Annotated in this window: 15 protein-coding genes; 1 reads left to right on the top strand and 14 read right to left on the bottom strand. The window is 57.5% G+C overall.

Annotated elements, in window-relative coordinates; all coding sequences use genetic code 11:
• Window positions 1–105: 105 nt before the first annotated feature.
• The 12 genes from nrdR to lgt form a co-directional block, all read right to left on the bottom strand.
• The gene (gene nrdR / locus GXN74_RS00100) at window positions 106–570 is read right to left on the bottom strand and encodes a transcriptional regulator NrdR (protein WP_162368875.1); all 465 of its coding nucleotides are present in this window, start codon (window positions 568–570) and stop codon (window positions 106–108) included.
• Between the two features lie 2 nt (window positions 571–572).
• Window positions 573–1,724, bottom strand: coding sequence for a cell division protein FtsZ (ftsZ, locus tag GXN74_RS00095; RefSeq protein ID WP_425481798.1), 1,152 nt, complete (start codon window positions 1,722–1,724; stop codon window positions 573–575).
• A gap of 117 nt (window positions 1,725–1,841) precedes the next feature.
• Window positions 1,842–2,639 carry a cell division protein FtsQ/DivIB gene (locus GXN74_RS00090; protein ID WP_162368873.1) on the bottom strand — a complete coding sequence of 266 codons (798 nt, stop codon included), beginning with the start codon at window positions 2,637–2,639 and terminating at the stop codon, window positions 1,842–1,844.
• Window positions 2,623–3,807, bottom strand: coding sequence for an FtsW/RodA/SpoVE family cell cycle protein (locus GXN74_RS00085; RefSeq protein WP_162368872.1), 1,185 nt, complete (start codon window positions 3,805–3,807; stop codon window positions 2,623–2,625). The genes GXN74_RS00090 and GXN74_RS00085 overlap by 17 nt, the downstream gene beginning before the upstream one ends.
• Before the next feature lie 10 nt (window positions 3,808–3,817).
• Window positions 3,818–4,765: a phospho-N-acetylmuramoyl-pentapeptide-transferase gene (gene mraY / locus GXN74_RS00080; protein ID WP_162368871.1), complete on the bottom strand. Its 948-nt coding sequence runs from the start codon at window positions 4,763–4,765 to the stop codon at window positions 3,818–3,820.
• Window positions 4,766–4,775: 10 nt separating this feature from the next.
• A complete protein-coding gene (locus tag GXN74_RS00075; RefSeq protein WP_162368870.1) occupies window positions 4,776–6,191 on the bottom strand; it encodes a UDP-N-acetylmuramoyl-tripeptide--D-alanyl-D-alanine ligase in 1,416 nt (471 codons plus the stop codon).
• On the bottom strand, window positions 6,188–7,654 hold the full coding sequence (locus tag GXN74_RS00070; protein ID WP_162368869.1) for a UDP-N-acetylmuramoyl-L-alanyl-D-glutamate--2,6-diaminopimelate ligase: 1,467 nt from the start codon (window positions 7,652–7,654) through the stop codon (window positions 6,188–6,190). The genes GXN74_RS00075 and GXN74_RS00070 overlap by 4 nt, the downstream gene beginning before the upstream one ends.
• A gap of 5 nt (window positions 7,655–7,659) precedes the next feature.
• The gene (locus tag GXN74_RS00065; protein WP_162368868.1) at window positions 7,660–9,471 is read right to left on the bottom strand and encodes a penicillin-binding transpeptidase domain-containing protein; all 1,812 of its coding nucleotides are present in this window, start codon (window positions 9,469–9,471) and stop codon (window positions 7,660–7,662) included.
• 154 nt (window positions 9,472–9,625) lie between these two features.
• Window positions 9,626–10,168 carry a septum formation initiator family protein gene (locus tag GXN74_RS00060; RefSeq protein ID WP_162368867.1) on the bottom strand — a complete coding sequence of 181 codons (543 nt, stop codon included), beginning with the start codon at window positions 10,166–10,168 and terminating at the stop codon, window positions 9,626–9,628.
• The gene (rsmH, locus tag GXN74_RS00055) at window positions 10,143–11,111 is read right to left on the bottom strand and encodes a 16S rRNA (cytosine(1402)-N(4))-methyltransferase RsmH (protein ID WP_162368866.1); all 969 of its coding nucleotides are present in this window, start codon (window positions 11,109–11,111) and stop codon (window positions 10,143–10,145) included. The genes GXN74_RS00060 and rsmH overlap by 26 nt, the downstream gene beginning before the upstream one ends.
• Window positions 11,112–11,134: 23 nt before the next feature.
• Complete coding sequence (mraZ, locus tag GXN74_RS00050; RefSeq protein WP_162368865.1) at window positions 11,135–11,566, bottom strand: division/cell wall cluster transcriptional repressor MraZ; 432 nt, start codon at window positions 11,564–11,566, stop codon at window positions 11,135–11,137.
• A gap of 222 nt (window positions 11,567–11,788) precedes the next feature.
• The gene (lgt, locus tag GXN74_RS00045; protein ID WP_162368864.1) at window positions 11,789–12,658 is read right to left on the bottom strand and encodes a prolipoprotein diacylglyceryl transferase; all 870 of its coding nucleotides are present in this window, start codon (window positions 12,656–12,658) and stop codon (window positions 11,789–11,791) included.
• A gap of 104 nt (window positions 12,659–12,762) precedes the next feature.
• On the opposite strand from lgt, the gene ychF reads away from it, so the two are divergent.
• Window positions 12,763–13,860, top strand: a complete 1,098-nt coding sequence (ychF, locus tag GXN74_RS00040) for a redox-regulated ATPase YchF (protein WP_162368863.1) — start codon at window positions 12,763–12,765, stop codon at window positions 13,858–13,860.
• An 81-nt stretch (window positions 13,861–13,941) separates the two neighbouring features.
• On the opposite strand, the gene GXN74_RS00035 is transcribed toward ychF, so the two are convergent.
• Both GXN74_RS00035 and GXN74_RS00030 read right to left on the bottom strand, forming a co-directional pair.
• Window positions 13,942–14,085 (bottom strand): lmo0937 family membrane protein, encoded by a 144-nt coding sequence (locus tag GXN74_RS00035; protein ID WP_162369052.1) that lies wholly within the window; start codon window positions 14,083–14,085, stop codon window positions 13,942–13,944.
• Between the two features lie 38 nt (window positions 14,086–14,123).
• Window positions 14,124–14,375, bottom strand: a complete 252-nt coding sequence (locus tag GXN74_RS00030) for a YtxH domain-containing protein (protein WP_162368862.1) — start codon at window positions 14,373–14,375, stop codon at window positions 14,124–14,126.
• Window positions 14,376–14,382 lie beyond the last annotated feature (7 nt).

Here is a 14,382-nt window from a genome sequence, read left to right as displayed (position 1 = left end):
ATGTTTTATATATTATAGCAGTTGGACACCCGCCTGTCAAGCTTCTTTCCTGCCGCATCGAAAAGGCCGGAATCCGGCTTCCACCGGATTCCGGCCCAGAATTCCTCACTTCTTGCCGTCCTCTTTCAAAATCTTCTTCAGTTCGTCCATGAAGGTGTTGATGTCCTTGAACTCCCTGTAAATGGAAGCGAACCGCACATAGGCCACTTCATCGGTGGTTTTCAGCTTTTCCATCACCAGTTCCCCGATGTAGCTGCTGTCCACCTCCTGCTTCATGGAATTGTACAGGCTGGTTTCGATGTCATCCACCAGCAGCTCGATCTGGCCCATGGACACGGGCCTCTTGTGGCAACTGCGGATCAGGCCTGCCATCACCTTATCCCTGGCGTAGGGCTCCCTGCTCCCGTCCTTCTTGATGACCAGAAGCGGCGTGCTCTCTATGGTCTCGTAGGTGGTGAAGCGCCGTCCGCATCCTTCACACTGCCTTCTCCGCCTGATGGCGTTGCTCTCCTCCGAAGGCCGGGAGTCGATGACCTTGCTCACCTCGCTGGAACAAAACGGGCACTTCACACCTACCGTCTCCTGTTCTTCTGGAGGAACTCGGGAATTTCAATGACCCTATCGTCCTGGACCTTCCGGGGAGACTGTTGCTTGGAATCCGGAACTTCCTGCGCCTCCTCTTCCGGCGCCGCCTGCTCTTCCTTCTGCAATGCGGACGCTTCGATTGTGGGCACCGGCACTTCCGCCGGATCGCTGAGGTCCAGGTTGTCGTAGTAGCGGTCCACCTCGTCGAATCCGGTGGCGATGACGGTGACGATCAACTCGTCTTCCAGGCTTTCGTCGATGCTTTGGCCGTAAATCACATTCGCACTTTGGCCGGCCGCCTTCTGGATGAACTGGATTGCGTCATTGGCGTCGAACATGGACATGTTGCTGTCGCCGCTGATGTTGATCAGCATGTGCTTGGCCCCTGTGATGGTGGTTTCCAGGAGCGGGCTGGAAATCGCCAGGCGTGCGGCCTCCTCCGCCTTGTTCTCGCCTTTGGCCCGGCCTACGCCGATATGGGCCACGCCTTTGTTGGACATGACGGTAGCCACGTCCGCGAAGTCCAGATTGATGATGCCCGGGGTGTAGATCAGGTCGGAAATCCCCTGAACCCCCTGCTGCAGCACTTCATCCGCCTTCTTGAACGCGTCCCGCATGGTCGTGCGGCGGTCGATGACGGACAGGAGCTTCTGGTTGGGGATGACGATCAGTGTGTCGACGGAACGTTTCAACTCCGCAATTCCCCTGTTCGCGTTTTCCATCCGCTGCTTTCCTTCGAAATCGAAGGGCTTGGTCACAACCCCCACGGTTAGGATCCCCATCTCCTTGGAGATGCCTGCAATGACCGGGGCGGCGCCGGTACCGGTGCCGCCGCCCATACCGGCGGTGACGAACACCATGTCGCTCCCCTTGATGATTTGTTCCAGTTCTTCCTTGTTCTCTTCCGCCGCTTTCAAGCCCACTTCAGGCTTTGCGCCGGCACCCAGACCCCTTGTCAGTTTCTCGCCGATTTGGATTTTTCTTGAGGCCTTGGAGCTGTGCAGCGCTTGCGCATCCGTGTTCACGGCCAGGAATTCCACGCCGTCCAGCTGGTCCTCAATCATCCTGTTGACAGCGTTGTTGCCGCCTCCGCCCACACCAACGACCACAATCTTGGCCGCATTGTTCACTTCGTTCATCTTAATCTCCAACAATTTATATCCTCCTCGCACGCCATGACAACGTCTGTATTTGACCTTTTAGAATAGTATAAAGTTTATCAAGTGGATTTGCAAGTACCAATCACAAAATCCTGGCTACGGCTGCTCCATGGCCTCCACTTCCTCGGGACTCATCTTCTTGTACTCCCGGAAGATGATGGATGACTGCAGGTTCCTCACATCGATGATCCCCCGCTCCCCCGGAGGCATCTGCTCCAGCACCTTCTTGATGGTAGCCATCTTCCTTTCCAGCTCCCCCACATCCCCAATCTTGATCTCCACATCCTCGCTGTATAGGGAAATGTCCTTGTCCTTCTCGTAGTTGAAACTCACCTTGTCGATGGGCACTTCCAGCTGGCTGATGCTCCGGATCAGGTAATACAGGTTGTTCAGGACGGCATCGTCTATCCCCAGCAATTCCCCTTCCTGGAACCGGTGGATGGTCAGCCCTTCGATCACCGGAATGCCATCGTCCCTCCGCTCCGCATAATCGATGATCCGGCCCTCCCGGTCCACGCAGAGGTATTTCCCCATGTAAGGCAGATATCCGATGATTTCCTTCTCCCGGACCACAATCCGCATCCGGTTGAAGTTGGAAAACTCAAGTTCCATGGATTCGATATAGGCGTCCTCTTCCGCAATGCTCCCCTTGTCAAAATAAAGCCGCAGCATGTTGGCCCGACCTTCGATGCCGGCCATCTTCAATATTTCCGCCTCGCTGTAGTGGCTGTTTCCCACCACTTCCACCGTTTGGATCCCCAGCAGGTAGAGGATCCCCGCCAGGACGGCCACCAGGGCGGCCACCAGACCGGCCAGCAGGAACAGCTTCCTGTTTCCCAGGGAAGTGTCCTGCCTCTGCTTCTTGGCTTCGTTGAAATCAATAAGCTTGGCCATATGCTTCACCGCCTGTCAGCCCCATGGCAGCCCTCCGCCTCCGCCGCTCCCTTTCCTTCAGGAAATCCGTATGTCTGGCGACATTCAGCACCAGCCCCATCTCCACAAGGAAAATCAGGAGGGAGGATCCCCCATAGCTGATGAAAGGCAGGGGAATGCCCGTGGTGGGCATGGTGTTGGTGGCGACCGCGATGTTGATGACCACCTGGGTGGCGATGTGGGTGGCGACCCCTGCCACCAGCAGCAGGTCCAGCTTGGTCATGGCGTTCCGTGCGATGACAAAACACCTGTAAATCAGGAGGCCGTACAGGAGCAGGACGATGAATCCGCCCACCAGTCCCAGTTCTTCACAAATCACAGCAAAAATGATGTCGTTGTGGGCTTCCGAGATATAACCCATCTTCTGGATCCCCTGCCCCAGCCCGATGCCGAACACACCACCCGACCCGATGGCGTACAGGGACTGGATGGTCTGCCTGCCTTTTCCCAGCGGGTCGGACCAGGGACCTTCCAGGAAGGTGGTCATCCGGGATCCCCGGTAGGAGCGGGTGGAGTAAGCACCCGCTCCCAACAGCAGGAACAGGATTCCCGCCCCGACAACCTGGATGATCTTCGGATGGGCGGCGAAGAGCATTCCTCCCGCGATGGCCAGGATGATCAGCGCACCGCTCAGGTTCTCCCTGCCGATCAGATAGGCCGGCAGCATGACCAGCACCAGAAACAGGGCAAGAACCCTGAACTTGCTCAAATAGGCGGTGAACGCGGCCAGGAAGACGGCCAGGGTCAGGATCAGCACCACCTTCGCAAACTCCGAGGGCTGTATGTTGATGCCCATCACAGAAAGCCACCGCTTCGCCCCGTTGATGGTCTTGCCCACAAGCAGCACCAGCACAAGCAGGAGCATGGCCATGACATACAGCATGGGCACGAACTTCTTGATCAGTTCGATCCGCACATAGGACACCAGCAGCATGGCGACAAAGCCCAGCAAGGCAAAAACCGCCTGCTTCACCCACAGGGGAGTGCTGCCCCCGGAAACGTCGTAGGCGTAGTAGCTGGAGCTGAACACCATGATGATCCCGAAGGATACGAGAAATGCTATGACGAACAGGAAACTTACGTCTGTCCGGTTGTGCAGCATCAGGATGCCTCCGTTTTTCCTTTTCAATCCAACCACCTCACCCCATGGCCAAAATGCCGACAATGCCCAGCAGCAAGGTCACAATGCCGAACACCGCCACAATTTTGGTTTCCTTGTGCCCCTTCAACTCGTAATGGTGGTGCAAGGGCGCCATCTTGAACACACGCTTCCCCGTCTTTTTGAACCAGGCCACTTGGATCATCACCGAAAGGCTTTCCACCAGATAGACGCCCCCCACCAGAACGATCCACAAGGGCATTCGCATGGAGACCGCCATGGCCGCCACAAATCCCCCCAGGGCCAGAGACCCCACATCCCCCATGAACACCTTGGCTGGATGGGAATTGAAGATCAGGAAGACCAGCAGGCTTCCGGCCATGGCCGCCGCCGGCACCGCCAGCGGATTCCCCTGGAGCAACGCCGCCACCAGGAAGAATCCGGACACGATCAGGGTCACGGTTCCCGCCAGCCCGTCCAATCCGTCGGTCAGGTTCACACCGTTGACGGTTCCCAGGACCACCACCAAAGTGAAGGGGACGTACCACCATCCCAGGTCCAGCGCCCTTCCCGGCAGGAAAGGCAGCAGGATGGATGTGGACGCCTGGGAAGACTCCATGGCATAGGCGATGAAGAGTCCCGTGACCACCAGCTGCGCCAGGATCTTCTGGTAGGCGCTAAGGCCTAGGGAACGCTTTTTCACCACTTTCACGTAATCGTCCCAGAAGCCAACCAAGCCGTAGCCGGCGACAACCAGCAGCACCGGCAGGACCTTGGCCCCGTCCTCCATGAACAGGAGGGAGGAGAGCAGGAATCCTGGCAGGAAGAGGACGCCGCCCATGGTCAAGGTCCCCGCTTTCTGCAGGTGTGTGGCCGGTCCGTCATCCCGGACGAACTGGCCGAACTTCAATTTCCGCAGCATGGGGAAGACCAGCGGACTCGCTCCCAGGGAAACCACAAAGCTGAACAACACTATCCACAAACTCATACGCATACGCTCACCTCACCGATTTCACGGCTTCCACCGTTTTTTCCAAAGCCATTCCCCTGGACGCCTTCACCAGGACAGCGTCTCCGGACCGGATCCGGCCCAAACCCTCCTGCAGGAACTCCTCCTGGGTCCCGTACCAGAAGACCGCGTCCTCTGGAAGGCTCCCCCCTTCCAGTGCGGCCACAGCGATGTCCCTGGCCTCCTCGCCGATGCAGAGCAGCAGGTCCAGATTCCGCTGGGACGCCAAGGCTCCCACCTGCCGGTGCCCCTCTTCGGAGAAGCCGCCCATTTCGAACATGCTTCCCAGGACCGCCACTTTCCGCTGGCCCGGCAGACTCAGGTCCACAAGTGTGTCCAAGGCCGACTTCATGGAATCCACGCTGGCATTGTAGGTGTCGTCGATCAGCAGGGTCCCGTTTTCCAGCGTCTCCACCTGCAGGCGCATCTTCTCCGACCTGTAGGAATGGATTCCCTCCACGATTTCCTCCTTTTCAACCCCCATGCGTTCCCCGACCAGGATTCCCGCCAGAGCGTTGAACAGCATGTGTCTGCCGGGATAGGGCACCCGGAGCTGGTAACGGCCGCTCCGGGTTTCCGCCACGGCTTCCTGCCCTTCCAACCCATGGCTCTCGTAGGAGAGCAGGCGGCAGTCGCACCCTTGGCAGCTGCCATAGGTCAGGAACCGGATTCCCTTGGGGTTTTCGGAATTCCGGAAGGCCCGGATGAATTCCGACAGGAGGGGGTCGTCTCCGTTGGCCACCACAACGCCTCCCTCCTGCAGGCCATCCAGTATTTCCATCTTGGCTTGGAGGATTCCCCGCTGGCTTCCCAGGTTCTCCACATGGGAAAATCCGATGTTGGTCACCACCGCCAGGTCGGGTGCTGCCATCCTGCTCAGGTAGGAGATTTCCCCAAAATGGTTCATTCCCATCTCCACCACCGCCATCTCATGGCTTTCCTCCATGCCGAACAGGGTCAGGGGGACGCCGACGTCATTGTTGAAGTTCCCCCCTGTCTTATGCACCTGGAAACGCCTGCCCAGGATGGAAGCGATCATTTCTTTTGTGCTGGTTTTCCCCACGCTTCCCGTGACACCAATCACCGGAATCCCCAATACCCTCCGGTAGTGGGCAGCAAGCCTTCCCATGGCCAACCGGGTGTCGTCCACCAGCACCAGGGGAAGCTCCTCCATGCCGGCCTCCACCCGCTGGGCAAAGGCAAGGACGGCCCCCCCGGCGAAAGCCTGCGGGAGGAAGGCATGGCCGTCGAAACGGTTCCCCACCAGGGGGATGTACAGGTCTCCGGCCACCGTGCGCCTGCTGTCTGTGGAAACCCCCTCCACCACATCCGACCGCAGACGGTCCCCATGGAGCAGTTCCCCCTCCACAGCCGCCAGCACTTCCGAAACCGCCAGCGCCTTCACTTGCGCACCTCCTTGAAGAACTCCAGCACGACCTCCGCATCGTCGAAATGGATCTTCTCTTTTCCCAGGACCTGGTAGTCCTCATGCCCTTTTCCTGCAATCAGGACCACATCCCCCTTTTCCCCCATGGACAGCGCCTTGTGTATGGCCGCCTTCCGGTCCGTGATCCGCTCGTAGGCGCAGCCTGTCTTCTGCATGCCCACCTCCACATCCGTGATGATCCTTTCCGGGGATTCGGTCCGGGGATTGTCGGAGGTGATGATGCAGTAGTCCGACATCTCCCCTGCGATCCTTCCCATGACGGGGCGCTTGGATTTGTCCCGGTCGCCGCCGCAGCCGAAAACGGTGATGACCCGCTTCTCCGACATTTCCCGGATCGCCTGCAGGACATTCTGGAGCCCGTCGGGGGCATGGGCGTAGTCCACGATGGCCACATATCCCGTGGGACTGGGAAAAGCCTCGAACCGTCCCCTGATCCTGCTCTCCGTTGCCAGTGCCTGCAATGCAATTTCCATGGGGATTCCCAGGGCAAGGGTGCATCCGATGGCCGCCAGCCCGTTGTAGACGGAGAACTTGCCCGGCGTCTGCATGTAGGCTTCCCATTCCCTGCCTTCATGGGTCAGGGTGAAGTGCACGCCGTCCAGCCGCTCCCGCAGGTTTTTGGCCGAAAGGTCCACATCCTCCCTTCCGATTCCATAGGTGAGCTTCTTTTTCCCTGCGGCCTTCTGCAGCATGAAGCCGCCCTGGGGGTCGTCCATGTTCACCACGGCCGCCTGGCACCGCTCGAACAGTTTCGCCTTGGCATCCCTGTAGTTCTCCATGGTTTCATGGTAGTCCAGGTGGTCCAGGGTCAGGTTGGTGTAGACGCCCACATGGAATTTGCAGTGGTCCACCCGGTGCAGGTCCAGTGCATGGGAGGAAACCTCCATCACCACCGAATCCACCCCCTCGGAGAGCATCCTTGCAAAGAGGGCCTGGAGCTCGTCCGCCTCCGGCGTGGTCCTCTCCGTCGCAACGACACGGTCGCCGATCCGGTTCTCGATGGTGCCGATCAGCCCTGTCTTGCGGCCCGCATGCTTCAGGATGTTTTGGATCAGAAAAACCGTGGAGGTCTTGCCGTTGGTTCCCGTAACCCCCGCCAGGGTCATCTTCTCGGTGGGGTGTCCGTAGAAATTGGCCGCAATCCGGGCCAGTTCCTCCCTGGAATCCCGCACGAGGATCCAGGCCACATCCGCATGTCCCTTCAGGACCGCAGCCGGATCCTCCAGGACCACCGCCTTCGCTCCGTTGGCCACGGCGCCCGGTATGAACTTGTGTCCATCCAGCTCGAAACCAGTGACGGCTACGAAGAGCCCCCCTTCCTTTATTCTCCTCGAATCGTTGGATATGTTGGTGACGTCCGCTTCCGTGCCGCCGATAAGGCTCTGCACGTCGCAACCCTCGATTATCTTGTTCAATTTCATGCTGGTCACTCCTGTCCTTCTTCCACTGTGCTTTCTGTTGCGGCTTCCTGCTCCGGCGGAGACTCTCCCGCCGGATCCTGCTGCGTCTCCCGGACGCCTTCCACAGCCTCCTGGGGCAAGGGCTCTGGCGGCTGCACCGCATCCGTCTTGAACACCCGCAGGTAGGGCAGCATCTGTTCCATGACATCCTTGAAGATGAAAGCGGCGTACCGGCTGTCGATCCTGGGTCCCCGGGGTTCGTCCACCACCACCAGTGTGATGACCTGGGGGTTCTCCACCGGAGCGAACCCGATGAAGGAAACCACATAGTTGATGTTGTCCCGGGCCAGTTTTTCCGCGGTGGCGGTCTTGCCTCCGATTTCATACCCTTCGATGTAGGCCCGCTGGCCGGTCCCCTCGTCCACAACCCCCTTCAAGGCCTGGACGACCTCCCGGGAGGTTTCCTTGGAGACCACCTGCCGGACCATCCGGGGCTCGTTGACCAGGACCACTTCTCCTGAAGGGCTGACCACCCGGTCCACCACATGGGGTTCATAGAGATATCCTCCGTTGACCAGGGAGGCAAATCCGCTGACCAGCTGGATGGGGGTGATGTTGAACCCCTGCCCGAAGGAACCCGTGGCAAGCTCGATGGTGTTCAGCCGTTCGTAACTGTGCAGCAGGGTCCGGGCGCTGGTTTCCCCCAACAGGTCGATGTTGGTCACGCTGCCGAAGCCGAACAGGCGCTGGTAGTTGTAGTAGAGGTCCTTCCCGATCAGGCTCCCCAGCTCCATATAGCCCACGTTGCAGGAGTTTGCCAGAATCTGCTCGATGGTCTGGGCCCCATGGCCTTCCTTTTTCCAGCAGCTGATCCTTTGTCCGTTGACCACGGCGGAACCGCTGCAATGGTACAGGCCGTCCTTCTCCCTGCCCTCCTCGTAGGCGATGGCTGAGACGAAGGGCTTGTAGGTGGAACCCGGCTCGTAGGTGCTGGTGATCCCCCAGTTGTTCCAAAGGCCGAACCTGAAGTCCGCCTGTTCTTCCGGGGTAAGGGCCTTCTGCTCTTCCAGAGTGAAGAAGGCCGACAGGTCGTAGGGCTTGTTCGCATCGTACCTGGGATAGGAAGCCATTCCCAGGACCTTGCCGTTGTTGGGGTCCATGGCGATCACCTGGATGTTGGTGGCCGTGTACTCCTCCAGGTAGCGGTCGATGGCATCTTCCATGTATTTCTGGATGGTGTAGTCGACGTTCAGGTACACGTCGTTTCCATTGGTAGGCAGGACCTCCTGCTGGGTGACGGTGTTTCCATCCTCCACAACGCCGAACCGGCGTCCAATGCCGCCCTTCAGGTAGTCCTCATAGTAGCCTTCGATGCCGTTGGCTCCCCGGTTGTCCGCATTGACGAAGCCGATCACATCCGACGCGAAGTCGTTGTACGGATAGTTCCTCCGGTAGCTTTCGATGTATTCCACCCCGATCAACCGACGGCGGTCTATGGCCTCCTTGGTGGCCTTGATCTCCTCCAGTGTATAGTCCTTCTTCAGGGTGTACACGTGGCTGTTGGGATTCCCTTCGATGGCCTCCCGCAACCTGGCCGGGTCGTAACCCAGGTTCTCCTGGAGGAAAGCGATGGTGTCCTCCACAATCTTGGGGTTTTGCAACTCCAGGAGAAGCTTCGGATCAAGGAAGAGCTCGTAGTTGGCGACGGACTGGGCGACCACGATGCCGTTCCTGTCCATGATTTCTCCCCTCCGGTAGTTCAAAAGCTCATTCCCGCCCTTTGCGGAAGCGTTCTGCAGGACAGCCTGCTTGAAATTCTTGCCCTCCACCAGGGTCACCCAGGTAAGGCGCCCTCCCAGCGCAATAAACGCGAACATAAAAACAATGAAAAGGAAGGCAAACCTCCTTTTCATTGTAAGCGTATACCCTTTATCGTTTGTTTTGCTTGTCTTTCTTTTTCCCGCAAACCTTTGTTCCTGGTTCATACTTCAATCACCAACCTTTGGATATGAATCCCAGCACATTGGCTACCGTAGGGGCGCCGTTCTGGGGCATTGTTATATCTGCATATTTTTTGGTATAGGTGATGTCGTCTTGTTGGATGTAAAAAACCTGCCCCTTGTCCGGGAGCACCATACCCATTTCTTCCGTAGCCGCCCTGTAGATTTCCTCCAGGTCCACCGCTGTGGCGATTTCCTCCACCAGCTGCTGGTTCTGCTCGTTCATGTTCGCTATTTCCCTTTTCAGGCGCAGAATGTCGCTGTTCAAGGCGGTGACGGCCAATTGGGTCTTCAAGAGGACAACACATACCAGCAATGTTGCAATTATAACAAATGCCAGCAAAAATGTATAGAGGTTGTTTGCCTTTGGCTTGGGATCGGGGGATGGACCTCCTTCGATGACGGTGAACCGGTCCCTGGGTCGGACCGGCCTACGGATGGGTTGTGCTCCCATGCCGGCGGGGGATGCGTAGCTTTCTGCTGTGGCGGTTGCAACTGCCTTCGGGTTCCTAAGTGTGTGTCTCTCCGTCCTCATGCTGTTCTCCTATTCTCTCGAAAATTCTCAACTTTGCGCTCTTAGACCGCGCGTTGGCTTCCATCTCCTGGGGAGACGGCAAAATAGGTTTGCGTGTCAGGACCCTGCCTAGGGGCTTCTTGTTGCATACGCAAAGCGGAAGGCTGGGGGGGCAGTTGCAGGGGTTCTCGTAGTTGCGGAAGCGGTTCTTTACGATCCGGTCTTCCAGGGAATGGAAGGTGATGATGCACAGCCTGCCCCCAGGGGCCAGCAGCTCCACCATCTGGTCGAGGGCCTCTTCCAGGACTGCAAGCTCCTGGTTCAGTTCGATCCGGATGGCCTGGAATGTCCTTTTTGCCGGATGCCCGCCCATCTGCTGGTACTTCATGGGGATGGAAGCCTTGATGATTTCCACCAGCTCCCCGGTCGTCTCCAGGGGTTTCCTGCCCCTTTGCTCGACTATCCTTGCGGCAATCCTTCTGGCGAACTTCTCTTCCCCGAACTGGAACAGGATCCGCACGATTTCCTCCTCCGGATACTCGTTCACGATGGTCCGGGCCGTCTTCTCCTGCCTTTGGTCCATCCGCATGTCCAAGGGGGCGTCCTGCATGTAGGTGAACCCTCTGGATGCTTCATCCAACTGGTGGGAGGATACTCCCAGGTCCAACAGGATCCCATCCACCGCGGGGATGTCCAGCTCCTCCAGCACACTCTTGATTTCCCTATAATTGCTGCGCACGATACGTACGGTGTTGCGCATGCCATCCAGTTTTTCCTTGCCGGCCCGGATGGCATTCTCATCCTGGTCGATCCCGATGAAGGTCCCTTCAGGAGACAGCCGCTCGCAGATGGCCCTGGAGTGCCCCGCCCCTCCCATGGTTCCGTCCACGTAGATGCCGTCCGGCCGCAAATGCAGTCCCTCCAGGCATTCCTCCAACAGCACGGATGTATGTTTGAAATCCAAGTCGTTTCCATCTCCCTTCGGGTCTACAGGTCAAGGCTGTCCATTTCTTCCGCCAATGCGCTGATATCCGTTTCATCGTCGTTGTTGTACGCATCCCAATTTTCTTTGGACCATACCTCGATCCGGTTGGCCACGCCTACGATCACCAGCTCCTTCTGGATTTCGGCGTATTCCTTCAGGGGGGTGCTGACCAGGATCCGTCCCTGTTTGTCCAGTCCGCATTCATTCGCCGAAGCGATGAAGAAGCGCTGCAGCTTGCGGGCATCCCTGCTTTTCAGCTGGTTGTTCTGGAGTCTGGTGGAAAACCTCTCCCACTCCTGGGCGGAATACACGAAAAGGCAATTGTCGAACCCCTTCGTCATATAAAACACGTCTCCCAGCTCCTCCCTGAACTTCACAGGCATGGTCACCCTGTTCTTTTCGTCCAGATTGTGGTTGTACTCTCCAATGAACACGTCCTCACCTGCCTGCCCGCTTCTGCCGTTCCGGCAGCCAGTCCAGGGGGGTTATTGCCACTTTTTGACATTTTCCTCCACTCTTTGCCACCGATGTGTTAATCATAGTATATTCTTCCCAATTTTTCAAGCTGTATTTCCGGATTAACCTTTGTTTTACACAAAAAACAGGCTGCCTGGAGATTTTTTTCTCCAAACAGCCTTGTTAATTCTTCCATCTGTCTACTGGGCTTTCTTCAATCCCCTTCTTTTCACCAGGAGCACGATGCCCGATCCCACCACCAGCAGGGCCGCCAGCAACTGGGATGCGGGGATGTTCGTCCCCCAAAGGAAGAGCTGGTCTGTGCGGAATCCCTCGATGACGCTCCGTCCCAAACCGTAGCCCAGCAGGTACAGCCAGAAGATTTCTCCCGTAAAGCGTTTCCTCCTGGTGTACCACAGCAACAGGAGCACCACCAGCAGGCTCCAGGCGGATTCATAGAGGAAGGTGGGCTGGACCTGGATGTAGGCCGTCCCCTCCATCTCCTGGATGTGGGGAACCAGGGATGGGGGAAGGTATTTCAACGCGTCCACCCGCAAGGCCATGGCAAAGGGGCCATCCGTGTAGCCTCCGAAAGCTTCCATATTGAAGAAGTTTCCCCATCGGCCGATGGACTGGCCCAGCAGAAGGCCCGGAGCGGCGGTGTCCGCCATCAGCCAGTAGTCCAGCTTCTTCACGCGGGTGTAGAGGACCAGCGCCAGGACCGCCCCGATGACCCCTCCGTAGATGGCCAGGCCTCCCTCCCGGAAGGCGAAGATGTCCCACAGGTTGTCCTTGTAGCTCTCCCAGGCGAAGACCACGTAGTAGATCCGGGCTCCCAGGATGGCGGCCACCAGGCCATACAGGAGGAAGTCCGCATACAGCTCCTTGCTCTGGCCGCTCTTGCCGGCCCTGTACTGGGCCAGCAGCAGGCCTCCCAGGATTCCCAATACGATGATGATCCCATACCAGTAGACCTCCACCCCGAAGAGGGTGAATGCGGCGGGGTCCAGTTTCTCGATTTTTATGCCCAAGTGGGGGAAAACCACATCCGGCGCATGCGCAACCAACATAAACGTCTCCTTTGCTCTTTACTTGTGTCTTTTTTATGATATAATTTAGCCTAGCGTGTCAACGGCCATTTGTAAACCATTTTTTTCATTGAAAGGAACAATTTATGAAATTAGGAATCGTCGGACTGCCCAATGTGGGAAAAAGCAGTCTTTTCAACTCCCTGACCCAAGCGGGCGCCCAATCCGCCAACTATCCCTTCTGCACCATCGACCCCAACGTGGGAATCGTCACCGTACCGGACGAAAGGCTCAACAAGCTTACGGAAATCTATACCGCAAAAAGCACCGTGCCTGCCGTCATCGAGTTCGTGGACATCGCCGGGCTGGTGAAGGGCGCCAGCAACGGGGAGGGCCTGGGCAACCAGTTCCTCGCCAACATCCGGGAAGTGGACGCCATCCTGCATGTGGTCCGCTGCTTTGAGGACACCAACGTGGTCCATGTTGACGGTTCCGTGGACCCCTTGCGGGACATAGAAACCATCAACCTGGAGCTGATCTTCTCCGACCTGGAGATGCTGGAGCGCCGGATGGCCAAGACCGGCAAGTCCGCGAAGAACGACAAGAGCCTGGCATCCGAGCTGGAGGTCCTGCAGAAGCTGAAGGCCCATCTGGAAAGCGGCAAGAGCGCCCGCTCCATGGAAACGGAATCCCCCGAGGAGAAGGCCTTCGTCGCCTCCCTGAACCTCTTGACCTTCAAGCCGGTGATTTACGCGGCCAACGTGCTGGAGGACGACCTCATGGACGAGGGAGCCTCCAACGGGTATGTGCGGCAGGTCCGGGAGTGGGCGGAGCAGGAGCACTCCGAAGCCTTCGTGGTATGCGCCAAAATCGAGGAGGAGATCAGCGAGCTGGATCCGGAGGAGAAGAAGATGTTCCTGGAGGACCTGGGGCTTTCCGAGTCCGGCCTGGAGAAACTCATCCGCGCCAGCTACCACATCCTGGGGCTGATCAGCTACCTGACCGCCGGAGAGAAGGAGGTCCGGGCCTGGACCATCACCCGGGGCACCAAGGCGCCCGGTGCAGCCGGCAAGATCCATACGGACTTCGAACGGGGCTTCATCCGGGCGGAGGTGGTGGCCTACGACGACCTCATCGCCGTAGGCGGATACACCGCCGCCAAGGAAAAGGGTCTTGTCCGCCTGGAGGGCAAGGAATATGTGGTCAAGGACGGGGACGTGATCCTCTTCCGCTTCAACGTATAGGACAGGTTTCCAACGAAAGAACAGGTGTGCGGCCGTTGTCATCGGCCGCACACCTGTTCTTTCATTCTATCTTCTTCTGCCCTATCTTCTTCTGCCTTGAAGCAACTGGAGGATAACCAAAACCAGCGCTATCACCAAAAGGATATGGATCAAAGACCCACCCGTAGCTGTAAAAAAACCAAGAAGCCATAAGATCAATATGATTGCTGCAATTGTCCATAACATCTGCATTCACCCCTTCTTTAAGAATCATTTTCAGCTTGTCAGTCCCGGTCCAGGAATTCCTTGGCCTTTTTTTCGGCCTTTTCCTTCAACTCTTCGGCTTTATCAACAGCCTCCGTTTTCAGCTCTACCGCCTTTTCTTTTGCCTGATCTTTCAATTCTTTCGCCTTTCTTCGATCCTTCAACTCGTCCAACTTGTCTTCCGCTTCGTCCTTCAGATTTTCAACCTTGTATGCGATTTCATCTTTGACATTCTCAAATGCCTTCCCAATGTTTTTCTTGAACTCTTTCACGGCAAAA

Origin of the sequence: Anaerotalea alkaliphila, assembly GCF_010179735.1 — a bacterium.
Classification (GTDB): Bacteria; Bacillota; Clostridia; order Lachnospirales; family Vallitaleaceae; genus Anaerotalea; species Anaerotalea alkaliphila.
This window is presented reverse-complemented; position numbering and strand designations above follow the sequence as displayed.